This is a genomic window from Kitasatospora sp. NPDC059673, assembly GCF_042734215.1.
In the GTDB taxonomy this organism is placed as follows: Bacteria; Actinomycetota; Actinomycetes; order Streptomycetales; family Streptomycetaceae; genus Kitasatospora.
Map to the genome: position 1 here is coordinate 55,291 of NZ_JBHWEN010000025.1, position 22,607 is coordinate 77,897.

Consider the following 22,607-nt stretch of genomic DNA (forward strand, 5'->3'; position numbering starts at 1 on the left):
CGGATCGAGTACCCCGTCTGCGGTTTCTCAATGGGGTCGTATCGGACATGGCGTGCGCGGTCTCCCTCCCAGCAGCCCACCCCCCACGGACAGGCACTCGGTCGGGAACAATGCATCCCCTGTGGAGAAAAGGTCAAGGCCTTTCCGCAGGATGCCCACTATTGTCCTGATAGATCGTCAAGGTTCGCTCATGCAAGGGAATAGGACATCCAGGCCCAGGAGATCCGGCAGACCGCAACGCCGGGGAGTTCGCCGACAAAGCAGGACGAAATCGCGAAACCGCAGGAAACGCGAACAGGGCCCCGGGAAATCCCCGGGGCCCTGTTCATGACGGCTGCCGAAAGGCTCAGGTCGCCGCGACGACCGAGATCAGCGCGACCAGCCCCGCGAGGGTGGGGGCGATGACCCACCAGCACCAGGTGGCCTGGACTTCGCCGGTGGCGGCGGGGTTGGTGGCGTTGCGGTCGGCCTGTTCCTGGAGGGAGGCGACGACGGCGTCGGACCAGGCGCGGGTGGGGTCGAGCTGGTCGTGGCGCTGCGGCTTCTTGCCGGTGGCGGGCAGGTGCGGGTCGCCCGCGGCGGTGGCCTTGGCCGCGCGGCGGCTGGCCTTCTTGCGCTGGCGCAGCGAGACGGGGACCGCCCAGACCTGGAACTTGCGTCCGCCGGCGAGGAGTTCGACCGAGTAGCCGGCCTTCAGGCCTTCCACGGTGGCCCAGGGCGCGACGACGGTGCGCAGCGGGTTGCGGACGAGGAGCCGCTGGTCGTTGGCCTTCACGATGGGCCGCAGGGTGTAGGCGGCCACCGGGAAGCCGAAGACGGGCGCGGCGGCGAGGGCGACCCAGGGGGTGGCGCCGGTGCCGGTGACCATCGCGTCGATGATCAGCCAGGCGGCGACTCCGAGCAGCATGACGCCCGCGATGACGCCGGGAACGGAGCGGTAGACGCGGTCGGCGTACTTGGGCCCGTTGGCGGCGGACCCCTGGTCGGGTGTCCGGTCGGATTCGGTCATGGCGTCGATTCTGCCCCAGGGGCACGGCCGTCCCCAATGGTGGCGGGGGCACGGGACGGTTACGAATGATCCGTCCCGTGACCTGGGGCGTTCAGAGCCGGGGCGTTCAGGCGGTGCGGCGGCGCAGGGTGGCGGCGCCGAGGGCGAGGGCGAGCAGCGCGCTGCCGGCGACCACGGCGAGGTCGGCGAGCACCGGGCCGTCGAGGCCGCCGCGGGTGGTGATCCGGCCCATCGCGTCGACCGCGTAGGACAGCGGGAGCACGTCGGAGACGGCCCGCAGTACGGGGGCCATGTCGTCGCGGGGTACGAACAGTCCGCAGAGCAGCAGCTGGGGCAGCAGCACGGCGGGCAGGAACTGGACGGCCTGGAATTCGGTGGCGGCGAACGCGGAGACCAGCAGGCCGAGGGCCATGCCGAGCAGCCCGTCGGCGAGGGCGACGGCGAACAGCAGCCAGGTCGGGCCGGCCACCTTGAGGCCGAGCAGGCCGATGGTGAGGCCGGAGGCGAGGGCGGCCTGCACCAGGGCGACGAGGCCGAACGCGAGGGCGTAGCCGAGCAGCAGGTCGATCTTGCCGAGCGGCATGGTGAGCAGGCGTTCCAGGGTGCCGGTGGTGCGTTCGCGGAGCATCGCCACCGAGGTGACCAGGAACATCACCATCAGCGGGAAGACGCCGAGCAGTTCGGGTCCGATCCGGTCGAAGGTGCCGGGCTGCCGGTCGTACATGTATTTGAGCAGTACCAGCAGCACGCAGGGGACGGCCAGCAGCATGGCGATGGTGCGCGGGTCGTGGCGCAGCTGGGCGAGGACGCGGCGGGCGGTGGCCAGGGTGCGGCGGGCGGCGGCGCTCATCGGAGGGTCTCCTGCGGGTGCTGCACGAGGGTGAGGAAGGCGCTTTCCACGTCGCTCGCGCCGGTGGCGGCGAGCAGCGCGGCGGGGGTGTCGTGGGCGAGCAGCCGGCCGTCGCGCATCAGCAGCAGGCGGTCGCAGCGGGTGGCCTCGTCCATCACGTGGCTGGAGACCAGCAGGGTGGCGCCGGCCCGGGCGAGGTCGGCGAACAGCTGCCAGAGGTCGCGGCGCAGGACGGGGTCGAGGCCGACGGTGGGTTCGTCCAGGACGAGCAGTTCAGGACGGCCGAGCAGTGCGGCGGCGAGCGAGACGCGGGCGCGCTGGCCGCCGGAGAGCCGGGCGACGGGGGTGTGGCGGTGGGCGTCCAGGCCGACCTGTTCGATGACCCGGTCGGGGTCGGTGCGCGGGGCGCCGAGGACGGCGGCGAAGTAGTCGAGGTTCTCGCCGACGGTCAGGTCCCCGTAGACGGAGGGGGCCTGGGTGACGTAGCCGACCCGGTCGCGCAGGGCGGCGCTGCCGGCGGGGTGGCCGAGCACGGTGACGGTGCCGGCGTCGGTGCGCTGTACGCCGACGACGGCGCGCAGCAGGGTGGTCTTGCCGCAGCCGCTGGGTCCGAGCAGTCCGGTGACGGTGCCGCGGGGGACGTCCAGGTCGAGGCCGGGCAGCACGGTGGTGCCGCCGCGCCGGACGAGGAGTCCGGTGATCCGGATCGCGGGGTCCTCGCCCGGCCCCGCCGCAGAATTCATCATGTGGTGAATTCTGCGTCGCCCCGCCGAACCCCGTCAAGGCCGCGGACACCCGCCGCAGTGAGCTGCGTCACCCCCGTCAACCGGAACGCCCCGCCGTTCGTAGCGACAGGTAAGCAACCGAAATCTGCGAGGAGCCGACCGATGACCGAGGAGGAGTTCACCGAGTTCTACACCCACTCGGTCCGCCGGCTCACCGGCCAGCTGTACGTCGTCACCGGCGACCTGCACGAGGCGCAGGACGTGGTCCAGGAGGCTTTCGTCCGCGCCTGGGGCCACCGCCGTACGCTTGACCGCGACCACGCCCCCGAAGCCTGGGTGCGCACCGTCGCGGGCCGCCTGGCGATCAGCCGCTGGCGCCGGACCCGCACCGCCGCCCGGGCCTGGCGGCGGCACGGCCGGCCCGCCGACGTGGACGGCCCGGACCCGGCCTCCGTCGACCTGACCGCCGCGCTGCGCCGGCTGTCCGAGCGCCAGCGGCTGTGCGCCGCCCTGTACTACGTCTGCGACCTGCCGCTCGACCGGATCGCCGCCGAGACCGGCATGGCCCCGGGCACCGTCAAGGCCCACCTGTCCCGGGCCCGGGCCGCCCTCGCCCAGCACCTCGACACCCCCTCCGAGGCCGAGGAGAACCACCGATGACCTCCATCGACGCGCGCCTGGCCGGCGCGCTGCGGACGGCCGCCGACGCCGCCTCCGCCCGCACCGCCGCACCGCCCGCACCGCGGATCGCCGCCCTCGGCCGCCGGCGCCGCCGGGTCCGGGTCGGCGCGACCGTCACCGTCACCGCCTGCCTGGCGATCGCCGTGGGCGTCACCCTCACCCCGGGCCGCCCGCCCCGCACGGTCGGCCCGGCCGACGCCCCGTCGCTCACCGGGACGCCGGCCCAGTCCGTCGTTCCCGGCCCGAGCGCCTCCGCCACACTGGGCCCCGCGCAGTCGCCGACCGCCTCCGTCACCACCCCGCCCCCGCCGCCCGTGCCCAGCAACACCCCCGCGCAGCCGTGAACCCCGACCGACCAGGACCCCCGATGCCCAGCACCCCGCTGACCGACCACCCGCCGATACCCGCCGTACCGGCCCCGCGCGCGGCGGCCGACCCGTCCCGCCCGGACCCGCTGGCCCGGCTGTGGCACACCGCGGGCCCGGCCCTCGCGGTGTACGCCGGCGCGCTGGCCCTGCACCTGACGCTGCTGGCGCTGATGATCACCCGGCCCGGCACCACGCTGACCGACCGGCTGACCTCCTGGGACGGGCGGCACTTCCTGGAGATAGCCGCCGGCGGCTACCCGGACTCCTACACCTACACCCCCAAGGGCCAACTGACCGGGAACAACCTGGCGTTCTTCCCGCTGTTCCCGATGCTGGTCCGCGTCGTGCACGCGGTGACCGGCCTGAGCTGGGCCGTCTCCGGCATCGTCGCCGCCCAGCTGGCGCTGCTCTCCGCCCTGGTGCTGATCCACCAGCTGGTGAGCCGGCTGTACACCCGGCGCACCGCCACCGTCGTCCTGGTGCTGCTGGCGGCGGCGCAGCCGATGTCCCTGGTGTTCTTCATGTCGTACAGCGAGTCGCTGCTGCTGGCCACCGCCGCCGCCACCCTGCTCGCCGCGCACCGGCGGGCCTGGCTCACCGCCGGACTGTGCGCCTTCCTCGCCGGGCTGACCCGCCCGGCCGGCCTCGCCGTGATCGCCGCGCTCGGCGTCGCCGCCCTGCTGGAGATGTACCGCGAGCGCCGCGTGCTCGCCCGCCCGCTGGCCGCCACCGCGCTGGCCTGCACCAGCACCCCGCTGTACCTGTGGTGGGTCGCCGACCGGCTGGGCGACGCCGACGCCTGGTTCACCGTGCAGCGGGCCGGCTGGAACACCCAGTGGGACTGGGGCGCCTCGCTCTGGGAGTTCCTGGTCCACACCCTGCAGACCGGCGAGGGCTGGGTCCCGGTCTCCATCGCCGTCCTGGTGATCGCCCACCTGCTGGCCACCGCCCTGACCGTCCGCCGCGCCACATGGCCGCCGCTGCTGGTCTACGGGATGACGGTGGTCGTGCTGACGCTGGCGCAGAGCAACTACTACCACTGCAAGCCGCGCCTGCTGATCCCCGCGCTGATCTTCCTGCTGCCCGCCGCCGGCGCCCTGGCCCGGGCCCGCCTCTCCACCCAGGTCGCCGTGCTGGGCGGCGCCTCGCTGTTCGGCTGCTGGTACGGCGCCTACATGATCACCGCCTGGCCCTACGCGATCTGATCCACCGTCAGGCAGAACCGTCCCGGGGCTTGACAGCCCGGCGATAAGCGGTACGGCGGCGGCGGGTCGGTTCGGTACGATTGCGGCGGCCGGGCGGCTGCTGAGAACGCGCCGCGGAACCGGCCCTCGACACCCGCTCGCGGGCACCCCCGGGTGCCCGCCGGAGAGCATCGGAGTTCCTCAGGATGACTCGGCAGTTGATCACCAGCGCGCTTCCCTACATCAACGGGATCAAGCACCTGGGCAACATGGTCGGGTCGATGCTCCCGGCGGACGTGTACTCCCGCTACCTGCGCCAGCGCGGCCACGAGGTGCTGTACATCTGCGCCACCGACGAGCACGGCACCCCGGCCGAGCTGGCCGCCCAGGAGGCCGGGCTGCCGGTCGCCGAGTTCTGCGCCCGGGCGCACGACCAGCAGAAGGCCATCTACGACGGCTTCCAGCTGTCCTTCGACTGGTTCGGCCGCTCCTCCTCGCCGCAGAACCGGGAGATCACCCAGGAGATCGCCCGCGAGCTGCACGCCAACGGCTTCATCGAGGAGCGGGCGATCCGCCAGGTCTACTCGATCGCCGACGGCCGCTTCCTGCCCGACCGCTACATCGTCGGCACCTGCCCGCACTGCGGCTACGACAAGGCCCGCGGCGACCAGTGCGAGAACTGCACCCGCGTCCTCGACCCGACCGACCTGCTGGAGCCGCGCTCGGCGATCAGCGGCAGCGCCGAGCTGGAGGTCCGGGAGACCAAGCACCTGTTCCTGCTCCAGTCCAAGCTGACCGACGAGGTCGAGGCCTGGATCGCCGAGCACGGCGACAACTGGCCGGTGCTCGCCTCCTCGATCGCCCGCAAGTGGCTCACCGAGGGCCTGCAGGACCGCGCCATCACCCGTGACCTGGAGTGGGGCGTCCCCGTCCCGGCCGACGTGTGGCCGGAGCTGGCCGCCGAGGGCAAGGTCTTCTACGTCTGGTTCGACGCCCCGATCGAGTACATCGGCGCCACCAAGGAGTGGGCCGACGCGACCGGCGGCGACTGGCGCTCCTGGTGGTACGAGGCCGACGGCACCGTCCGCTACACCGAGTTCATGGCCAAGGACAACGTCCCGTTCCACACGGTGATGTTCCCCGCCACCATCCTCGGCTCGCGCCAGCCGTGGAAGAAGGTCGACTACGTCAAGGCCTTCAACTGGCTCACCTACTACGGCGGCAAGTTCTCCACCAGCCAGAAGCTCGGCATCTTCACCGACGTGGCGCTCGAACTGCTCCCCGCCGACTACTGGCGCTACTACCTGATGGCGAACGCCCCCGAGTCCGACGACTCCAGCTTCACCTGGGACCTCTTCGCCGCCACCGTCAACAAGGACCTCGCCGACACCCTCGGCAACTTCGTCAACCGCGTGCTGTCCTTCAGCCGCAAGCGCTTCGGCGACGAGGTCCCGGCCGGCGCGGAGAACAGCGAGACCGAGACGGCGCTCGGCGCGCAGATCGCCGACCTGCTCGCCGAGTACGAGGCCCAGCTCGACGCGCTCAACTTCCGCAAGGCCGCGCAGGCACTGCGCGCGCTCTGGTCGGCCGGCAACGCCTACCTCGACGTGACGGCGCCCTGGACGCAGATCAAGACCGACCCGGAGGCCGCGGCCCGCACCCTGCGCACCGCGATCAACCTGATCCACCTGTACTCGGTGGTCTCCGAGCCGTTCATCCCGGCCGCGGCCCGCACCATCCGCGAGTCCTTCGCGCTGGACGGCGACACCCGCACCTGGATCACGGCCGACGAGGCCCGGTCGCTCTCCCTGGTCCCGGCCGGCACCGGCTTCACCGTGCCGCCGGTGCTGTTCGCCAAGATCACCGACGAGGACCTGGCCACCTGGACCGAGCGCTTCGGCGGCGGCGCGGCCTGACCTCCCCTCAGCCCGTCAGGTACCCCTGGACGGTGCGGCCCAGCAACGGGACCAGCACCTCCGGGGGTGCCGAGGCCAGCGGCTCCACCCCGATCACGTACCGGGCCATCGCCAGCCCGACGATCTGCGACATCACCAGCTCCACCCGCAACTCCGGCTGCTCGACGTCCAGTTGGGCCGCCACCCGGTCGACCAGCTCGGTCACCATGAAGGACCGCATCAGCGCCGCCACCTCCTCACTGGCCGCCGCCGTCCGCACCAGCGCGAGCAACCGGTCCCGCACCGCGGGCTGCTCCCACAGCCCCAGCACGAACCCCGCCACCCGCTCACCGGCTGACGCCGGGTCGCCCCCGAACACGCCCTCGACCACGGCGCGCGGCTCGAACGGGAACTCCAGCGCGGCCATGAACAGCCGGTCCTTGCTCCCGAAATAGTGGTGCAGCAACGCCGCATCCACCCCCGCCGCCCTCGCGATCGCCCGCATACTCGCCTTCTGGTACCCCCGCGCCGCGAATTCGGCCCGCGCCGCGACCAGCACCGCCCCCCGAGTGTCCTCACCCCCGGGCCGCCGTCCCCTTGTCTTCGCCTCACTCACGCAAACATTGTGCAGGGCGGGGAGGGAACACTCAGGGGCTCGGGGAACTGCGAGGCCATGTCTGCTGGCGATCAACAGGGCGCTGAGCGTTCCGCCGTTTCTGGTCCCCGTCTTTGACCCTCCGCGGGCATGACCAATCGCAGCCTGGCCTCGCAGTTCCCCGAGCCCCTGAATCCGCTCCCCTGCCTACCATCCCCCTACGCGCGTAGATATGCTGCTCTGGTGACTATGTCCACTCTTGCAGCCAACGCCCCCGGCGCCACGGGCGGCGGCCTCGCGGACGTCGCGGCGTCCGAGGCCACCTTGCGCCGTTTCCTGCACGGCCTGCCCGGGGTCGACCAGGTGGGCCTGGAGTCGCGCGCAGCGACTCTCGGCACCCGGTCGATCAAGACCACCGCGAAGGCCTTCGCCATCGATCTCGCCATCTCGATGATCGACCTGACCACGCTGGAGGGCGCGGACACGGTCGGCAAGGTCCGCTCGCTGTGCGCGAAGGGCCTGAACCCGGACCCCACCGACCGCGGCACCCCGCAGGTCGCGGCGATCTGCGTGTATCCGGACATGGTCGCCACCGCGAAGTCCGCGCTGCGCGGCAGCGGTGTCCAGGTGGCGTCGGTGGCCACCGCCTTCCCGTCCGGCCGGGCCGGGATGCCGGTGAAGCTGGCGGACACCGCGGAGGCGGTCGCCGCGGGCGCCGACGAGATCGACATGGTGATCGACCGGGGCGCGTTCCTCTCCGGCCGCTACCTGGAGGTCTTCGAGGAGATCCGCGCCGTCAAGGAGGCGTGCAGGCGCCCGGACGGCAGCTCCGCCCACCTGAAGGTGATCTTCGAGACCGGCGAGCTGCAGACCTACGACAACGTCCGCCGGGCGTCCTGGCTGGCGATGATCGCGGGTGCGGACTTCATCAAGACGTCCACCGGCAAGGTCGCGGTCAACGCCACTCCCCCGGTGACGCTGCTGATGCTGGAGGCGGTGCGGGACTTCCGCGCGGCCACCGGCACCCAGGTCGGGGTGAAGCCGGCCGGCGGCATCCGCACCACCAAGGACGCGATGAAGTACCTGGTGATGGTGAACGAGACGCTGGGCGACGACTGGCTGAGCCCGCACTGGTTCCGGTTCGGCGCGTCCAGCCTGCTGAACGACCTGCTGATGCAGCGCCAGAAGCTGCGCACCGGCCGGTACTCCGGTCCCGACTACGTGACGGTGGACTGAGGACGATGGCGAAGAACAAGAAGACCGACACCGAGCAGCAGCCCGCCCGCAAGGCCGGCCTGTTCGAGTACGCCCCGGCGCCCGAATCCCCCGCCGCCGCGGGCGAGATCGCGACGTCCTACGGCCACTTCATCGGCGGCCGGTTCGTCGACTCCTCCGGCTCGGAGGCGCTGAAGACCGTCAACCCGGCGACCGAGCAGGTGCTGGCGGAGTTCGCGCAGGGCACCGAGGAGGACGTGGACCGCGCGGTGGCGGCGGCCCGGAAGGCGTTCGCCGACTGGTCCTCGCTGCCGGGCAGCGAGCGCGCCAAGTACCTGTTCCGGATCGCCCGGATCATCCAGGAGCGCAGCCGTGAGCTGGCCGTCCTGGAGTCGATCGACAACGGCAAGCCGATCCGCGAGACCCGCGACGTCGACCTCCCGCTGGTCGCCGCGCACTTCTTCTACTACGCGGGCTGGGCCGACAAGCTCGACTTCGCCGGCTTCGGCCCGAACCCGCGTCCGCTGGGTGTCGCCGCGCAGGTGATCCCGTGGAACTTCCCGCTGCTGATGCTGGCGTGGAAGGTCGCCCCGGCGCTGGCCACCGGCAACACGGTCGTCCTGAAGCCCGCCGAGACCACCCCGCTGACCGCTCTGCGCTTCGCCGAGATCTGCCGCCAGGCGGGCCTGCCGGACGGTGTGGTGAACATCGTCACCGGTGACGGCCGCACCGGCGCCGCGCTGACCGCGCACCCCGGTGTGGACAAGGTCGCCTTCACCGGCTCGACCCCGGTCGGCCGGGCGATCGCCAAGCAGATCGCCGGCACCCGCAAGAAGCTCTCGCTGGAGCTCGGCGGCAAGGCCGCGAACATCGTGTTCGACGACGCGCCGCTGGACCAGGCCGTCGAGGGCATCGTCAACGGCATCTTCTTCAACCAGGGCCACGTGTGCTGCGCGGGCAGCCGCCTGCTGGTGCAGGAGTCGGTCCAGGACGAGCTGCTGGACGCGCTGAAGCGCCGGATGGGCACCCTGCGGGTCGGCGACCCGCTGGACAAGAACACCGACATCGGCGCGATCAACTCGGCCGCGCAGCTGGCCCGGATCACCGAGCTGGCCGTCGCGGGCGAGCAGGAGGGCGCCGAGCGCTGGGCACCGGAGTGCGAACTCCCGGGCGCGGGCTACTGGTTCCGCCCCACCCTGTTCACCGGCGTCTCGCAGGCCCACCGGATCGCCCGCGAGGAGATCTTCGGGCCGGTGCTGTCGGTGCTGACCTTCCGCACCCCCGCCGAGGCGGTGGAGAAGGCCAACAACACCCCGTACGGGCTGTCCGCAGGCATCTGGACGGAGAAGGGCTCGCGCATCCTGTGGATGGCGAACCGGCTCCGGGCGGGCGTGGTGTGGGCGAACACCTTCAACAAGTTCGACCCGACCTCGCCGTTCGGCGGGTACAAGGAGTCCGGTTACGGCCGCGAGGGCGGCCGCCACGGTCTGGAGCCCTACCTGAATGTCGAGGCCCTCGATGTCTGAGACCGCAACGCGCATTGACATCTTCAAGACCTACAAGCTGTACGTCGGCGGGAAGTTCCCGCGCTCGGAGAGCGGCCGGGTGTACGAAGTGACAGATGCCAAGGGCCAGTGGCTGGCCAACGCCCCGCTGGGCACCCGCAAGGACACCCGGGACGCCGTGCTGGCCGCCCGCGCGGCCGTCAAGGGCTGGTCGGGCACCACCGCGTACAACCGCGGCCAGGTGCTGTACCGGGTGGCCGAGATGCTGCAGGGCCGCCGCGAGCAGTTCACCGCCGAGGTGGCCGCCGCCGAGGGGCTGGGCGCCAAGAAGGCGGCGGCGCTGGTGGACGCGGCGATCGACCGCTGGGTCTGGTACGCGGGCTGGACCGACAAGGTCGCGCAGATCGCGGGCGGCGCCAACCCGGTGGCGGGGCCGTTCTTCAACCTGTCCACCCCGGAGCCGACCGGTGTGGTCGGCGTGCTCGCGCCGCGTGCCGGCCACGGCTTCTCGCTGCTCGGCCTGGTGTCGGTGATCGCCCCGGCGATCGCCACCGGCAACACCGTGGTGGTGGCGGCCGCCGAGCAGGCCCCGCTGCCCGCACTGTCGCTGGGTGAGGTGCTCGCCACCTCCGACGTGCCGGGCGGCGTGGTCAACCTGATCTCCGGCCGTACCGCGGACATCGCCCCGACTCTCGCCTCCCACCAGGACGTCAACGCCCTCGACCTGGCCGGCGCGATCGACCAGGACGGCCCCGGCGCGGCGGCCGCTCTGGAGGCGTCGGCGGCCGATACATTGAAGCGAGTGGTCCGACCGGCCGCCGACCCGTCCGCCGTGGACTGGACGGTCAATCCCGGCACCGGGCGACTGCTCTCCTTCCTGGAGACCAAGACGGTCTGGCACCCGATGGGCATCTAGCCCGGCCCGACCGGCCAACTCCACACAGACCGGCCGCCCTCAGCGCCCCTACCCCCCCGGGGGCCCGGGCGGCCGCGACGGGCCCGCACTTCTCCCCCCCCTGGTGCGGGCCCGTCCTCATGCCCTCGCACTCGAATCGGGGCCGAACGGCGGGTTACGACCAGCCCGTCGGATGCCCCAGACTGGTATCTCGTGAGTGACTCCCCGCTGAACCGCCGCCAGATATCCCGCGTCATCCTGCTGTCGGGCCCTTCGGGGTCGGGGAAGTCCTCGCTGGCCGAGCGCAGCGGGCTGCCGGTGCTGCAGCTCGACGACTTCTACAAGGACGGCGACGACCCGACGCTGCCGCAACTGCCGGACGGCGGTGGGCCGGACTGGGACTCGCCGGACGCCTGGCACGGCGAGCAGGCGCTGGCCGCGATCCGGACGCTGGCGTTCGAGGGGGTGGCCGAGGTGCCGACGTACTCGATCCCGGCGAACGGCCGCTCCGGCCACCGGACACTCGAACTGAACGGCGCCGCCGCGTTCGTCGCCGAGGGCATCTTCGCGGCCGAACTGGTGCGCCGTTGCCAGGCCGAGGGCCTGCTCGGCGACGCCCTGTGCCTGCGCAACAAGCCGTCCACCACGGCCTGGCGGCGCTTCCGCCGGGACGTCCGGGAGGGCCGCAAGTCGATCCCGTACCTGCTGCGCCGCGGCTGGCGGCTGATGCGCTCCGAGCGGGGCATCGTCGCCCGCCAGGTCGAACTTGGCTCCTACGCCTGCTCAGGCGTCGAGGCGAGCCGCCGGATCGCCTCGGTGGCGCGGCAGCTGCCCGCCGAACTGGTCTGAGGCACCGCACCATGGGCGAGCGCTGGTTGGTGGCGGGGCTGGGCAATCCGACCCGCCGGTACGCGGGGACGCGGCACAACGCGGGTTTCCTGGTGGCGGACCGGCTGGCCGAGCGCCACGGCGCCCGCTGGCGCGGGGTGGCCACCCGCACCGCCTCGTTCGAACTCGACGGCCGCACCGTGCTGGTGGCCGAACCGCAGTGGTCGATCAACCTGTCGGGGCGTCCGGTCGCGGCGCTGCTGCGCCGCCACCAGGTGCCGGTGGAGCGGCTGCTGGTGGTCCAGGACGACCTGGACTTCCCGTTCGGCACGGCCCGGTTGAAGCGCGGCGGCGGCCCGGGCGGCCACAACGGCGCCCGCTCCGTGCACCGGGCGCTGGGCACCGCCGACTACGCGCGGCTGCGGGTGGGCGTGGGCCGGCCGCCGAAGGGCACCCGGGTCGACGAGTGGGTGGTGCAGCGGTTCTCCGACGCCGAGCGGGAACGCATGCCGGAGCTGCTGGACCGCTGCGCGGACGCCGTCGCGGCGTTCGTCCTGCGCGGCCTGAACCGCGCCCAGGACGTGCTGCACACCACCGACGCGCGCTGACGGGCGTCAGTCCTCGGCGGGCACGCCGCGGCGCACCAGCCAGGGCAGCAGGAACCAGAGGCCGGCGAAGATCAGCGCGATCACCGCGGTGATCGGGACGGCGGCGGGGAAGCCGAGCACCACGGCGAGGACCAGCAGGACGGCGCCGCTGAGCGCCATCGCCAGCAGGACCAGGCCGAGTTGGGCGATCCGGGCGGAGACCTTGACGATCCGCCGCCGGTCGGGATGGTGGGCCAGGCCGCGGTGCAGGGCGACGGGCGTGGCGAGCACGGCGGCGGCGACCACCGAGAGCAGCAGCACCACGACGTACAAGTCCTGCCGGACGTCGTCGAGTTCGGCGAACCGCGGGGTGAAGGCGACGCCGAGCAGGAAGGCGAAGACGATCTGCACGCCGGTCTGCAGCACCCGCAGTTCCTGGAGCATCTCGACCAGCCGCCGGTCGGCGCGGGCCTGCGGGGTCTCCGCGAGAGGATCGTCCATCCGCTCATTGTCGCGGCAGCCGTGCGGGGAAACGACTCAGGCGGGCCCCGGTGCGTTCTCCCCCGCACCGGGGCCCGCCTTCGTCCGCGGTACCGGACGGCCCCCGGCGGCCCGCTCCCCCGAGCGGTTCGCCGTCGTCCGGTACCTTCCCCCACCACCCGTCCCCCACGGGAGTTCTGCGGTCAGGCGACCAGCTCGCCGAAGGCGTGCACGGTGTCGCCGGAGCGGTTGAGCTGCTCGTCCTCGCGCATCCGGCGCAGCGCGCGCCAGATGGAGCTCTTCACGGTGCCGACGCTGATGCCGAGGATGTCGGCGATCTCCGGGTCGGTGCGGCCCTCGTAGTAGCGCAGCACGAGCATGGTGCGCTGGTTCTCGGGCAGCTTGGCGAGCGCCTGCCAGAGCACGGTGCGCAGTTCGGTGCCGCCCATGGCGTCGGTGTCGCCGGCGTGCTCGGGGAGTTCCTCGGTCGGGTACTCGTTGACCTTGCGGCGGCGCCAGGCGGAGATGTGCAGGTTGGTCATGGTGCGGCGGAGGTAGCCGCCGACCGCGGCCTTGTCGGTGATCCGGCCCCAGGCGCGGTAGGTCGAGAACAGCGCGGACTGCAGCAGGTCCTCGGCCTCGTAGCGGTCGCCGGTGAGGTGGTAGGCGGTGGCGTACAGGGAGGCGCGGCGCTCGCGCACGTACGCGGTGAACTCGGCGATGTTGCGTGCCTCGTCCTTCGCGGCGGCCGGGTGCTCCCCCTGCGCGTCTCCCTGGTCGGCCTGGAAGGTCTGCGGCGCGAGCCGCAGCATCCGTCCCGCGGCCGGCCCGGCGAAGGTGTTGCCGCCGGTCCGGGCGTGGGTGGTGTCCCCGTTCCTGGTCCCCACGACCGGGCGGCGGGTTCCGGTGCTGTGTGCGCATCCCCGTACGAAGAGGGTGCCGGTGTTCTCCTCCTCGCGACGCGGCCGGTTGGTGCCCAGCACGGCTGCACGCGGCCCGGCGTTTCGGGTCGTCAGCGTTGCGGTCATCGGGCACCCCCATGGTCGGTACGAGCGGTTCCTTGCTCGTCGCCGCACCGGGCTTGGCCTGGTGCGTTGTTGCGGCGACAAGGAAAATCCTGCCGGTCGCTCGTCATGGCGGTGTCTGTCGACTGTCACAGGGCTGTCACAAGGGCGCCCGGTTCGGGGCAGTCGGCGGCTCCGAGATGGCTGACGCCGGAGCGGGCCGGTCCGGTTCCCGGGTGCGCGAGGATCACCCGGGTGGGTGCTTCCTGGGTCAGGGTGGGACACAATGACCTCCGTGTCTTTCCTGCTTCTGATCGAGGACGACGACGCCATTCGCACCGGCCTCGAACTCGCCCTCACCCGCCAGGGTCACCGCGTCGCGACCGCCGCGTCCGGCGAGGACGGTCTGCGCCTGTTCAAGGAGCAGCGTCCGGATCTGATCGTGCTCGACGTGATGCTGCCGGGCATCGACGGTTTCGAGGTGTGCCGGCGGATCCGGCGCACCGACCAGCTGCCGATCATCCTGTTGACGGCGCGTTCCGACGACATCGACGTGGTGGTCGGGCTGGAGTCCGGTGCCGACGACTACGTGGTGAAGCCGGTGCAGCCGCGGGTGCTGGACGCCCGGATCCGCGCGGTGCTGCGGCGCGGCGAGCGGGAGAGCTCCGACTCCGCGGCGTACGGCGGCCTGGTGATCGACCGCTCGGCGATGACCGTCACCAAGGACGGCCAGGACCTCCAGCTGACCCCGACCGAGCTGCGGCTGCTGCTGGAGCTGAGCCGCCGCCCGGGGCAGGCGCTGTCCCGGCAGCAGCTGCTGCGGCTGGTGTGGGAGCACGACTACCTGGGCGACTCCCGGCTGGTGGACGCGTGCGTGCAGCGGCTGCGGGCGAAGGTCGAGGACGTGCCGTCCGCGCCGACGCTGATCCGTACCGTCCGCGGGGTCGGCTACCGTCTGGACCCGCCCGCGTGACCTCTCCCTTCTGCCTGGTGAGCTCTTCTTGACCGACGACCAGTCCGCGCCGCGCCGTGCCCGTCCGCTGTCCTGGCGGTGGTTCGGTTCGCTGCGGCTCAGCTCGCTGCGGGTCCGGCTGATCGCGGTGTTCGCCGCGGTCGCGCTGGTCACCGCGGTGTCCGCGTCCGGGATCGCCTATTGGTTGAACCGCGACGCGGTGCTCAGGCGTGCCCAGAACGCCTCGCTGAACGACTTCCGCGGCTCGCTGACCCGCAATGTCTCGCAGCTGCCGCTGCATCCGACCTGCCAGGACCTGGCGTCGCTGGCCGTGCAGGTGGCGAGTTCCGGCCTGGCGTACGACGTGGTGGTGGTCGACAACTCGCAGCCGGACTGCACCGCGTCCTCCGACCCGATCGCCTTCACCGTCAAGCAGGTGCCGTCGGCGCTGGTCACGGCGGTCAACAAGCCGCGCGAGACCGGCCCGGGCAACCCGTACGAGTACCACCTGTACTGGCAGCGGGTGAACCTGGCCGGGCCGTACGTGGTCGGCGGGACGAAGGTGGCGCCGAACGGGCCGACCGCCTACATGTTCAAGTCGCTGCAGAACGAGCGCGCCGACCTGAACACCCTCGGCTGGTCGCTGGCGTTCGCCACCCTGCTGGCGCTGGTCGGCTCCGCGCTGCTCGCGCAGGGTGCCTCGGCGACGGTGCTGCGGCCGGTGCGCCGCCTCGGCGACGCCGCCCGGCAGCTCGGCGAGGGCAAGCTCGACACCCGGCTCGACGTCGAGGGCAATGACGAACTCGCCGATCTGGCACGGACGTTCAACCGCACCGCGGAGTCGCTGTCGGAGCAGGTCGCGGAGCTGAGCGCACGCGAGGCGCAGTCCCGGCGGTTCGTCGCCGACATGTCGCACGAGCTGCGCACCCCGCTGACCGCGATGACCGCCGTCACCGACATCCTGGAGGACGAGGCCGACTCGCTCGACCCGATGATCGAGCCCGCGGTGCGGATCGTGGTCTCGGAGACCCGCCGGCTGTCCGACCTGGTGGAGAACCTGATGGAGGTGACCCGGTTCGACGCGGGCACCGCCAAGCTGGTGGCCGACGAGGTCGACATGGCCGACCTGATCATGTCCTGCATCGACGGCCGGGCCTGGTACGACGCGGTCGAGCTGGACGCCCCGCGCGGCATCCTGGCCGTCGTGGATCCGCGCCGGCTGGACGTGGTGTTCGCCAACCTGATCGGCAACGCGCTCAAGCACGGCGGCTCCCCGGTGAAGGTGCGGGTCCGCCAGGACGACGAGGCCCACACCGTGGTGGTGTCGGTCTCCGACGGCGGCCCCGGCATTCCGGAGGACGTGCTGCCGCACGTCTTCGACCGCTTCTACAAGGCCGACAAGGGCCGGGCCCGGTCCGAGGGCAGCGGCCTGGGCCTGTCCATCGCCGAGGCCAACGCCCGCATCCACGGCGGCACCATCACCGCCGCCAACCACCCGGAGGGCGGTGCCGTGTTCACCCTCACCCTGCCGCTCACCCAACCGCCCGCCCCCGGCCCGGAAGAGGCCCGATGACCACCCGCCGCCGCATCCGCGCCGTCGCCCTGCTGGCCGGCTCGACGGCCCTGCTCACCGGCTGCGGCATCCGCCCCACCGCGGTGCCCGTCGACGCCGGCGCACCCGCCAGCCGCACCGCCTGCCCCACGCCCGTACTGATGCCGGTCGCCCCGGCGGCCAGCCCGAGCGCGACGCCCCCGTTGGGCGCTCCGACCGCTCCCGCCGCGTCCGGGAAGCCCTCCGCGAAGGCCGGGCAGTCGCCGTCGGCCACGCCCTCGGCGGCGGTGTCGGCGCCCGGGGTGTTCGGCGCGCCGTCAGCGAGCCACTGCCCCTGATCACCCGTCCGGCGGAACCGCCTCCGGTACGGCGCGCGTCCCCCGGGATGTGCACACCACTGCGCGAACCGACCACAGGACGGCGCCGTACCGGCAGCGGACGGCAGCCCGGCTGCTACTGACCCTCCATCTGCTGGCACTCGGCTGGCTGGCGCTCCGCCCGATCACCGCCGCCTGGACCGGCCCGTCCAACCTCACCCCGTTCGCCACCGTGCACCAGGCGCTCGCCACCCACACCGTCCTCGCCGCCCTCGCCACCGGTCTCCTCCCGCTGGCCCCCGTCGGCGTCCTCCTCCCGCTCGCGGTCGGCACCCCGCAGCGCGGCTGGCTGCTCTCCTTCCTCCGCAGCACCGGCGCCGTCGCCCTGCTCGCCACCGCCCTGGAGATCCTGGCGAGCTGGGCCCCCGGCCACGTCCTCAACGTCGACAACATCCTGCTCGGCACCCTCGGCGCGGCCACCGCCCACCTGCTCCTGATACCCCCGATCCGCGCCCGCGCCCTCCGCCGCCCCACCGGGCCCCGGCCCGGGCCGCGCCCCGCCGCGACGCGGGGCCAGGAGAAGGCACGTCAGCACCCCCTCCCGGCCCCATGGCTCAGCGCGACCGCACCGCGCCGCTGACCGTCAGTGTCCGGCGCCGCCGCCGAGGTACTGGGTGCCGTCGACGACCTGAGCGGCCGGGGGGACGACGACCTGGACCGGGCGGTCGAAGTCGCTGAACTGCATCTCGATCCGGGCCGGCGTGCTGGCCGACATCGACAGCAGGTACGCCGGGCCCTCGGCGGCGATGACGAGTTCGGAGCCGGTGAGGTCCTTGAAGACCTGGGCCTTCACTCCGCCGACGTCCTTCTGACCGGCCGGCCTGTTGATGGCGTCCGCGCCCATCGTGTTCAGGCCGCCGGTGGCCAGGATCTCCAGGCCGGTGTCGCAGTAGCCGGTCATCTTCTTGGCCGTCGGGTTGTCGGCCGGGAGCTTCAGGGTCTGTTGGGTGGCGCCGTCCTTCGGCGTCACCCACACCGTGCCGGCCTTGCGGACGAAGTCCGTCCGGCCGTCACCGTCGGTCTGTGCCCAGCCGACGCAGGTGCCGTCCTTGTCCCCGAACGCCTCGCCCGAGAGGAGTTTGCCGTTCAGGTCCAGCCGGAAGGCGATCCGGACCGAGCGGACCTTGGCCCCCACCGTCCGGGACTCCGGCAGCAGTACCGTCACGTCCGACGCGGAGGCCGACGCGGAGGCCGACGCCGGCGCCGACACCGGACCGGCCGGTGCTGCCGCCTCGCTGTCCCGGTCCGGTCCGCACGCCGACATTCCCGCGCCCAGGACGGCGGTCAGCGCGGCCGCGACCGCCGTCCGCTTTCCGTGTATGGCCAATTCCCGTTCCCCACGATTTCGTTCACGATCGACTGCCCGAATGCGCGGCCGAGCATATCCGGCGCCGGCCACGGCTCAGTTCGGCAGTGTCGCCCCGTCGAAGTCGCGGACCTCCTCGGCGGGCGGCGCGGTGACCGTCACCGGCGCGTTGTAGTCGCCGAGCCGCACGATGGTCCGCTCCGCTGCCGGGCCGGACTCGAACCGCAGCAGGTACGGCTCGCCCTCGGCGGCGACCGCGATCCGCATCCCCGTGCTCTTTCGGGGCTTCGCGGCGAGCTCGGCCACGGCGTCGCCCGCCCGGTACCGCAGGACCACCGCCGGGACGCCGCCGATCCGGGTGGTGCCCTCGCGGAGCCACTGGCCGTGCGTGTCGCCGACCGTCATGGTGTCGAGCTGTCGAATCAGACTGAAGGCCATGCCGCAGGAGTCGAGCAGGTCCGACTGCGGGGTGCGGCTGGTCGTCCACCAGCCGTTCGCCGACGGGCCGTTGCCCTGGGACCGGTCCGTCTTCAGGAAGACCTGCCCGTTCTTGCGCAGCACGTGGACCCACTCCCGCGAACGGCGCGCGCCGTCCAGGATCGGGTCACCCTCGGTCATCTCCTGCGAACAGTCACCGTCGCGGGCGGCGGTGATCGTCATGGCGCTGTGGTCGTCCTTCAGGGCCGTTCGCAGAGTCATCCGCACGGAGCTCGCCCGGTCCCCGGCGGCCTGCGCCTTGGCCACGATCTCCGCCGCCGAGAGCCCGGCCAGCCCGTTCCCCGCGGCGGGGTCAGGCGCGTCGCCCGAATCGCAGGAGCTGACTCCCGCCATGGCGAGGACGGTCAGGGCGACGGTGGCCGGCAGGCGATTCGCGCGCATGGAAATTCCCCCTGGTGAACCGAAGAACATCAAATCGCGCGAGTGTGACACCCCCGCGCACCTGATGGCCAATCAGTTCCAGCCCTTTGCCGGCCCCTTGCCGTTGTTCGGGTGGAAGAAGAACGCGTGCGCCGCAGGCCCGCTCAGTGGTGTTCGCCGAGGACGATCCGGTAGCCGCTCGCGTCGACGGTCTCGTCGGCGGACGGCGGGGTGGCCTCCACCGGCTCGCCGAAGGCGTCGAACCGCATCGCGGTGGCGCTGTCGCCGGTCGTGTTCGCCGACAGCAGGTACGGCTGTCCCTCGGCGGCGATCGCCACCGTGCCGGCCGACCCGTGCGGGCCGCCCTCGTCGGAGCGGAATCCGAGGAACACCGCCCGGGTGCCGCTCACCTGCCGGACGCCGGTCTTGGTCCACTCCCCGGCGGCCTTCAACGGTCCGTCGCCGGTCGCCAGCCGGAAGACCAGGTCGCAGTACCCGGCGTAGGTCCTGCCGAGGTCGCCGGCGCCCGCCAGCCACTTGTCCGCCAGTCCGGGCCCGGCGTCCGGCAGCGCGGACCGGAGCATCGCGGCGGAAGGTTTCACCCAGACCGTGCCGCCGTGCCGCCGCACCTCCGCCTCGACGCCGTTCTCGGACACCGTCCCGGTGCAGTCGCCGTCCCGGGTGACGGAGAGCGCGTACTCCAGCGTCCCGGACTTCTGCTGCAGCCGGACCGTCCCGCGCAGCGAGGCCAGCCCCGCGCCCGACTCCTGGGCCTTCGCCAGGATCTGCTCGGGCGTGAGGTCCTCCAGGCCGCCGCCCGCCCCCACCACGGACGCCGCGCCGTCCCCGCCGGCGCGATCCGGTTCGCAGGCCGCCACCGAGACCACCCCGGCCAGCCCCAGCACGACCAGCCCGACCAGTACGGCCGTGGTCGGCCACCGTTTCGCCCGCATCGCTCTCGCCCCTCGCGTTGTTCCCCGGGTGATCCCGGTGCCGCGAGTCTTCCAGCCGCCCGGGGCCGGACACCACCGCTTCCGGCGGTTCGGACGGGCCGGAGGCCACCGCTTCCGGCGGGCCGGTACCCGCCTACCCGGCGGCCAATCTCGGGGTCCGCCCCGGAACCGACCCCGAGGCCGGGATCCCTCCGGACGGGGAGCTCCTCCGGGTCCGAATCCGCATCGCGACCGACGGAAAACCGCAGGTCGCGGCGGGACGATGGAGTCAGCCAGGTCGGACCGCCCGACCCGGGAGCACTCCCTCGGAGGAGAAGATGAGCACCCTCGCCCGTCCCCGTCACCAGCGCGTCCTCGGCGGCGTCTGCGCCGGCATCGCCCGGCGCTTCGGGTACACCCCGTGGACGGTCCGGGCCATCTTCCTGGCATCCTGCCTGCTGCCGGGCCCGCAGTTCCTGATCTACCTGGCGCTGTGGCTGCTGCTCCCCCAGGAGCCGTGACCCGCCACTTCCACCGCCTGACGAAACGCCCACGACGAAACGCCCATGACGAAGGGGCCGCCCCACGGGGCGGCCCCTCGGCCCTGGCTCGGACGGTGCGTCAGCCGCCCACGCCGGGCAGGGCCGGCAGGCCGGGGGCGCCGCCACCGGTCGGCGAGAGGCTGGTCAGCGTGCCGATGACGCTGCCGACCGGGGTCTTGGCCAGGCCCTGGCCGCCGGGGACGGAGTCCAGACCGCCGATCCGGTGCGCACCCTCGGGCGCCGCGGCCTGCGGGTCGACGCCGGCCGGGCCGACCTGCTCGGCCACCGGCCCGGCCTGCTCGGTGGCGGGGGCGGCGGCCTGGGCGGGGGCGCCGGCGGCCGGGTTGAGCGCGCCGGTCACGGTGCCGAGCTGGTCGGCGCCGGGCAGCTTGCTCACGGCCCCGGTGGCGGCACTGGTCACGCCCGGGTTGGTGAGCGCGCCGGTCGGCAGTCCGAGGCCGCCGGGGGCGACCGGCGCGGCCGAGGCGGTGCCCGCGGCAACGGCGGCGGCGACAACGCCGAGCACGGCGGTGCCGGCGGCCTTCAGAGTGGCCTGCTTCATGTGTGCGTCCTCAGTCCTGGTCGGGCCGGTGCGGGGTCGCACGCCCGGGGATTTCAGGGCGCGGCCGTCACACCGAGTCAGCAGTGACCGGCTCACCGTAGTGAGAGTGGTGCGCACGGTTCAAAATCCGACCACTCCCCCGAGTGATAAGTCCGACCATCTCCATGGACGTTGACCGCTCGGGGGCCACCCGGGCCCTCAGTCGCGCGGACCGAACAGCCACTCGGCCTTGAGCTCCGCGTACCCCGGCTTGATCACGTCGTTGATCATCGCCAGCCGCTCGTCGAACGGCAGGAACGCCGACTTCATCGCGTTGACGGTGAACCACTCCATGTCGCCCAGCGTGTAGCCGAACGCGTCCACCAGGTGCTCGAACTCGCGGCTCATGCTGGTGCCGCTCATCAACCGGTTGTCGGTGTTGACGGTGACCCGGAACTTCAGCCGCGCGAGCAGCCCGATCGGGTGCTCGGCGTACGAGGCCGCCGCGGCGGTCTGCAGGTTCGAGGTCGGGCACATCTCCAGCGGCACCCGCCGGTCGCGCACGTACGCGGCCAGCCGCCCGAGCTCCACCCGGCCGTCCTCGCCGACCGTGATGTCGTCCACGATCCGCACGCCGTGACCGAGCCGGTCCGCGCCGCAGCACTGCACCGCCTCCCAGATCGACGGCAGCCCGAACGCCTCGCCGGCGTGGATGGTGAAGTGGTTGTTCTCGCCCTTGAGGTAGTCGAACGCGGCCTGGTGCCGAGTCGGCGGGTGACCGGCCTCCGCGCCCGCGATGTCGAACCCGACCACACCTCGGTCCCGGTGACGGTTCGCCAGCTCGGCGATCTCCAGCGAACGCGCCGCGTGCCGCATCGCGGTCAGCAGCGTCCCGACCCGGATCCGGTGCCCGCGCGCCCGCGCGTTCGCCTCACCCAGCCGGAAGCCCTCGTTGACGGCCTCCACCACCTCGTCCAGGCTCAGCCCCGCCTCCAGGTGCTGCTCCGGCGCGTACCGCACCTCGGCGTACACCACGCCGTCCGCAGCCAGGTCCTCCGCACAGTCGGCGGCCACCCGGATCAGCGCCTCCCGGGTCTGCATCACCGCACACGTGTGCGCGAACGTCTCCAGGTACCGCTCCAGCGACCCCGAGTCCGCCGCCTCCCGGAACCACACCCCGAGCGCCTCCGGGTCCGTGGTCGGCAGCCCCTCATAGCCGCAATCGGCCGCCAGCTCGACGATCGTCCCCGGCCGCAACCCACCGTCCAGGTGGTCGTGCAACAGCACCTTCGGCGCCCGGACGATCTGCTCCGCCGTGGGAACACGCGGGACCGTGGTGCCCGCGAGAGTGATCTGCTTCTCCATTGCCGGAGCATAGCCCCTACGCGCGTAGATCAGCCACGCGCCCCGCGAAACGGAACCCTCGCTCAGCCACGCGCCACCCCCGCCGCGACACCACGAACTCCCGGAACCCCGCCACCGCCGACGTGAGCGGGCGGGTCGCGTGCCAGGCGAGGCCGATGGCTCGGCGGGTGCGAGGGCCGGCGATTCCGAGCCCGACGACGCCCGGCCCCATCTCCCACCACCCCTCGCCGCGAAGCGGAACCCTCGCCGCGAAGCGGAACCCACACCGCGAAGCGGAACCCACACCGCGAAGCGGAACCCACACCGCGAAGCGGAACCCACACCGCGAAGCGGAACCCACACCGCGAAGCGGAACCCACAC

25 protein-coding genes are annotated in these 22,607 nt (G+C 72.7%); 14 read left to right on the forward strand and 11 right to left on the reverse strand.

The features are described 5' to 3' along the window. Positions 1-346 precede the first annotated feature (346 nt). The 3 genes from ACFV18_RS25870 to ACFV18_RS25880 all read right to left on the reverse strand — a co-directional run bounded on the left by ACFV18_RS25870 (position 347) and on the right by ACFV18_RS25880 (position 2,605). Positions 347-1,009 (reverse strand): PH domain-containing protein, encoded by a 663-nt coding sequence (locus tag ACFV18_RS25870; RefSeq protein ID WP_380487056.1) that lies wholly within the window; start codon positions 1,007-1,009, stop codon positions 347-349. 106 nt (positions 1,010-1,115) lie between these two features. Beyond that, on the reverse strand, positions 1,116-1,859 hold the full coding sequence (locus ACFV18_RS25875) for an ABC transporter permease (RefSeq protein ID WP_380487058.1): 744 nt from the start codon (positions 1,857-1,859) through the stop codon (positions 1,116-1,118). Beyond that, the gene (locus tag ACFV18_RS25880; protein ID WP_380487060.1) at positions 1,856-2,605 is read right to left on the reverse strand and encodes an ABC transporter ATP-binding protein; all 750 of its coding nucleotides are present in this window, start codon (positions 2,603-2,605) and stop codon (positions 1,856-1,858) included. Before ACFV18_RS25880 ends, ACFV18_RS25875 begins: the two co-directional genes overlap by 4 nt. Positions 2,606-2,746: 141 nt before the next feature. Between ACFV18_RS25880 and ACFV18_RS25885 the strand changes: the two genes are divergently transcribed. The 4 genes from ACFV18_RS25885 to metG all read left to right on the forward strand — a co-directional run bounded on the left by ACFV18_RS25885 (position 2,747) and on the right by metG (position 6,733). After that, positions 2,747-3,244: a SigE family RNA polymerase sigma factor gene (locus ACFV18_RS25885; RefSeq protein WP_380487061.1), complete on the forward strand. Its 498-nt coding sequence runs from the start codon at positions 2,747-2,749 to the stop codon at positions 3,242-3,244. Then, entirely contained in the window at positions 3,241-3,609 is a 369-nt protein-coding gene (locus ACFV18_RS25890) for a hypothetical protein (protein WP_380487063.1), read from the forward strand. Before ACFV18_RS25885 ends, ACFV18_RS25890 begins: the two co-directional genes overlap by 4 nt. A gap of 23 nt (positions 3,610-3,632) precedes the next feature. Then, on the forward strand, positions 3,633-4,838 hold the full coding sequence (locus ACFV18_RS25895; RefSeq protein ID WP_380487065.1) for a hypothetical protein: 1,206 nt from the start codon (positions 3,633-3,635) through the stop codon (positions 4,836-4,838). A gap of 185 nt (positions 4,839-5,023) precedes the next feature. After that, positions 5,024-6,733, forward strand: a complete 1,710-nt coding sequence (gene metG / locus ACFV18_RS25900; RefSeq protein ID WP_380487067.1) for a methionine--tRNA ligase — start codon at positions 5,024-5,026, stop codon at positions 6,731-6,733. A 7-nt stretch (positions 6,734-6,740) separates the two neighbouring features. On the opposite strand, the gene ACFV18_RS25905 is transcribed toward metG, so the two are convergent. Continuing rightward, a complete protein-coding gene (locus ACFV18_RS25905; RefSeq protein WP_380487069.1) occupies positions 6,741-7,328 on the reverse strand; it encodes a TetR family transcriptional regulator in 588 nt (195 codons plus the stop codon). Between the two features lie 228 nt (positions 7,329-7,556). On the opposite strand from ACFV18_RS25905, the gene deoC reads away from it, so the two are divergent. The 5 genes from deoC to pth all read left to right on the forward strand — a co-directional run bounded on the left by deoC (position 7,557) and on the right by pth (position 12,358). Then, positions 7,557-8,543 (forward strand): deoxyribose-phosphate aldolase, encoded by a 987-nt coding sequence (deoC, locus tag ACFV18_RS25910; protein WP_380487070.1) that lies wholly within the window; start codon positions 7,557-7,559, stop codon positions 8,541-8,543. A 5-nt stretch (positions 8,544-8,548) separates the two neighbouring features. After that, positions 8,549-10,048 (forward strand): aldehyde dehydrogenase family protein, encoded by a 1,500-nt coding sequence (locus tag ACFV18_RS25915; protein WP_380487072.1) that lies wholly within the window; start codon positions 8,549-8,551, stop codon positions 10,046-10,048. After that, positions 10,041-10,943 carry an aldehyde dehydrogenase family protein gene (locus ACFV18_RS25920; protein WP_380487074.1) on the forward strand — a complete coding sequence of 301 codons (903 nt, stop codon included), beginning with the start codon at positions 10,041-10,043 and terminating at the stop codon, positions 10,941-10,943. Before ACFV18_RS25915 ends, ACFV18_RS25920 begins: the two co-directional genes overlap by 8 nt. Positions 10,944-11,135: 192 nt before the next feature. Then, on the forward strand, positions 11,136-11,771 hold the full coding sequence (locus tag ACFV18_RS25925; protein ID WP_380487076.1) for an ATP-binding protein: 636 nt from the start codon (positions 11,136-11,138) through the stop codon (positions 11,769-11,771). Positions 11,772-11,782: 11 nt separating this feature from the next. Then, positions 11,783-12,358, forward strand: coding sequence for an aminoacyl-tRNA hydrolase (gene pth / locus ACFV18_RS25930; RefSeq protein WP_380487078.1), 576 nt, complete (start codon positions 11,783-11,785; stop codon positions 12,356-12,358). Positions 12,359-12,364: 6 nt separating this feature from the next. Here the strand turns inward: pth and ACFV18_RS25935 are convergent, their stop codons facing one another. Together ACFV18_RS25935 and ACFV18_RS25940 are read right to left on the reverse strand one after the other, a co-directional pair. Further along, positions 12,365-12,838, reverse strand: a complete 474-nt coding sequence (locus ACFV18_RS25935; protein WP_380487080.1) for a DUF6328 family protein — start codon at positions 12,836-12,838, stop codon at positions 12,365-12,367. A gap of 182 nt (positions 12,839-13,020) precedes the next feature. Further along, positions 13,021-13,845, reverse strand: a complete 825-nt coding sequence (locus ACFV18_RS25940; RefSeq protein WP_380487082.1) for a SigE family RNA polymerase sigma factor — start codon at positions 13,843-13,845, stop codon at positions 13,021-13,023. Between the two features lie 271 nt (positions 13,846-14,116). On the opposite strand from ACFV18_RS25940, the gene ACFV18_RS25945 reads away from it, so the two are divergent. Genes ACFV18_RS25945 through ACFV18_RS25960 form a run of 4 tightly spaced genes read left to right on the forward strand, consistent with a single transcriptional unit; the run spans position 14,117 to position 17,282 of the window. After that, the gene (locus ACFV18_RS25945; RefSeq protein WP_380487084.1) at positions 14,117-14,794 is read left to right on the forward strand and encodes a response regulator; all 678 of its coding nucleotides are present in this window, start codon (positions 14,117-14,119) and stop codon (positions 14,792-14,794) included. A gap of 28 nt (positions 14,795-14,822) precedes the next feature. After that, a complete protein-coding gene (locus ACFV18_RS25950; protein ID WP_380487086.1) occupies positions 14,823-16,346 on the forward strand; it encodes an ATP-binding protein in 1,524 nt (507 codons plus the stop codon). Beyond that, the gene (locus tag ACFV18_RS25955) at positions 16,343-16,663 is read left to right on the forward strand and encodes a hypothetical protein (RefSeq protein ID WP_380487088.1); all 321 of its coding nucleotides are present in this window, start codon (positions 16,343-16,345) and stop codon (positions 16,661-16,663) included. The genes ACFV18_RS25950 and ACFV18_RS25955 overlap by 4 nt, the downstream gene beginning before the upstream one ends. A gap of 49 nt (positions 16,664-16,712) precedes the next feature. Then, positions 16,713-17,282, forward strand: coding sequence for a VanZ family protein (locus tag ACFV18_RS25960; protein ID WP_380487090.1), 570 nt, complete (start codon positions 16,713-16,715; stop codon positions 17,280-17,282). A gap of 3 nt (positions 17,283-17,285) precedes the next feature. Here ACFV18_RS25960 and ACFV18_RS25965 read toward each other — a convergent pair whose 3' ends face one another. The 3 genes from ACFV18_RS25965 to ACFV18_RS25975 form a co-directional block, all read right to left on the reverse strand. Beyond that, positions 17,286-18,029, reverse strand: coding sequence for a hypothetical protein (locus tag ACFV18_RS25965; RefSeq protein WP_380487092.1), 744 nt, complete (start codon positions 18,027-18,029; stop codon positions 17,286-17,288). Between the two features lie 75 nt (positions 18,030-18,104). Next, the gene (locus ACFV18_RS25970) at positions 18,105-18,887 is read right to left on the reverse strand and encodes a hypothetical protein (protein WP_380487094.1); all 783 of its coding nucleotides are present in this window, start codon (positions 18,885-18,887) and stop codon (positions 18,105-18,107) included. 143 nt (positions 18,888-19,030) lie between these two features. Beyond that, entirely contained in the window at positions 19,031-19,819 is a 789-nt protein-coding gene (locus ACFV18_RS25975) for a hypothetical protein (RefSeq protein ID WP_380487096.1), read from the reverse strand. A 317-nt stretch (positions 19,820-20,136) separates the two neighbouring features. On the opposite strand from ACFV18_RS25975, the gene ACFV18_RS25980 reads away from it, so the two are divergent. Then, positions 20,137-20,319 (forward strand): PspC domain-containing protein, encoded by a 183-nt coding sequence (locus tag ACFV18_RS25980; protein ID WP_380487098.1) that lies wholly within the window; start codon positions 20,137-20,139, stop codon positions 20,317-20,319. Between the two features lie 100 nt (positions 20,320-20,419). Here the strand turns inward: ACFV18_RS25980 and ACFV18_RS25985 are convergent, their stop codons facing one another. Together ACFV18_RS25985 and ACFV18_RS25990 are read right to left on the reverse strand one after the other, a co-directional pair. Beyond that, a complete protein-coding gene (locus ACFV18_RS25985; protein WP_380487100.1) occupies positions 20,420-20,902 on the reverse strand; it encodes a hypothetical protein in 483 nt (160 codons plus the stop codon). 198 nt (positions 20,903-21,100) lie between these two features. Continuing rightward, positions 21,101-22,246 (reverse strand): adenosine deaminase, encoded by a 1,146-nt coding sequence (locus ACFV18_RS25990; RefSeq protein WP_380487102.1) that lies wholly within the window; start codon positions 22,244-22,246, stop codon positions 21,101-21,103. Positions 22,247-22,607: the final 361 nt, after the last annotated feature.

Coding starts and splice junctions, on each gene's coding strand:
- ACFV18_RS25920 (WP_380487074.1), top strand. CDS start 10,041: ATGTCTGAGACCGCAACGCGCATTGACATCTTCAAGACCTACAAGCTG.
- ACFV18_RS25915 (WP_380487072.1), top strand. CDS start 8,549: ATGGCGAAGAACAAGAAGACCGACACCGAGCAGCAGCCCGCCCGCAAG.
- pth (WP_380487078.1), top strand. CDS start 11,783: ATGGGCGAGCGCTGGTTGGTGGCGGGGCTGGGCAATCCGACCCGCCGG.
- ACFV18_RS25895 (WP_380487065.1), top strand. CDS start 3,633: ATGCCCAGCACCCCGCTGACCGACCACCCGCCGATACCCGCCGTACCG.
- ACFV18_RS25985 (WP_380487100.1), bottom strand. CDS start 20,902: ATGAAGCAGGCCACTCTGAAGGCCGCCGGCACCGCCGTGCTCGGCGTT.
- ACFV18_RS25870 (WP_380487056.1), bottom strand. CDS start 1,009: ATGACCGAATCCGACCGGACACCCGACCAGGGGTCCGCCGCCAACGGG.
- ACFV18_RS25940 (WP_380487082.1), bottom strand. CDS start 13,845: ATGACCGCAACGCTGACGACCCGAAACGCCGGGCCGCGTGCAGCCGTG.
- ACFV18_RS25935 (WP_380487080.1), bottom strand. CDS start 12,838: ATGGACGATCCTCTCGCGGAGACCCCGCAGGCCCGCGCCGACCGGCGG.
- ACFV18_RS25890 (WP_380487063.1), top strand. CDS start 3,241: ATGACCTCCATCGACGCGCGCCTGGCCGGCGCGCTGCGGACGGCCGCC.
- ACFV18_RS25955 (WP_380487088.1), top strand. CDS start 16,343: ATGACCACCCGCCGCCGCATCCGCGCCGTCGCCCTGCTGGCCGGCTCG.
- deoC (WP_380487070.1), top strand. CDS start 7,557: ATGTCCACTCTTGCAGCCAACGCCCCCGGCGCCACGGGCGGCGGCCTC.
- ACFV18_RS25875 (WP_380487058.1), bottom strand. CDS start 1,859: ATGAGCGCCGCCGCCCGCCGCACCCTGGCCACCGCCCGCCGCGTCCTC.
- ACFV18_RS25970 (WP_380487094.1), bottom strand. CDS start 18,887: ATGCGCGCGAATCGCCTGCCGGCCACCGTCGCCCTGACCGTCCTCGCC.
- metG (WP_380487067.1), top strand. CDS start 5,024: ATGACTCGGCAGTTGATCACCAGCGCGCTTCCCTACATCAACGGGATC.
- ACFV18_RS25885 (WP_380487061.1), top strand. CDS start 2,747: ATGACCGAGGAGGAGTTCACCGAGTTCTACACCCACTCGGTCCGCCGG.
- ACFV18_RS25980 (WP_380487098.1), top strand. CDS start 20,137: ATGAGCACCCTCGCCCGTCCCCGTCACCAGCGCGTCCTCGGCGGCGTC.
- ACFV18_RS25975 (WP_380487096.1), bottom strand. CDS start 19,819: ATGCGGGCGAAACGGTGGCCGACCACGGCCGTACTGGTCGGGCTGGTC.
- ACFV18_RS25990 (WP_380487102.1), bottom strand. CDS start 22,246: ATGGAGAAGCAGATCACTCTCGCGGGCACCACGGTCCCGCGTGTTCCC.
- ACFV18_RS25880 (WP_380487060.1), bottom strand. CDS start 2,605: ATGATGAATTCTGCGGCGGGGCCGGGCGAGGACCCCGCGATCCGGATC.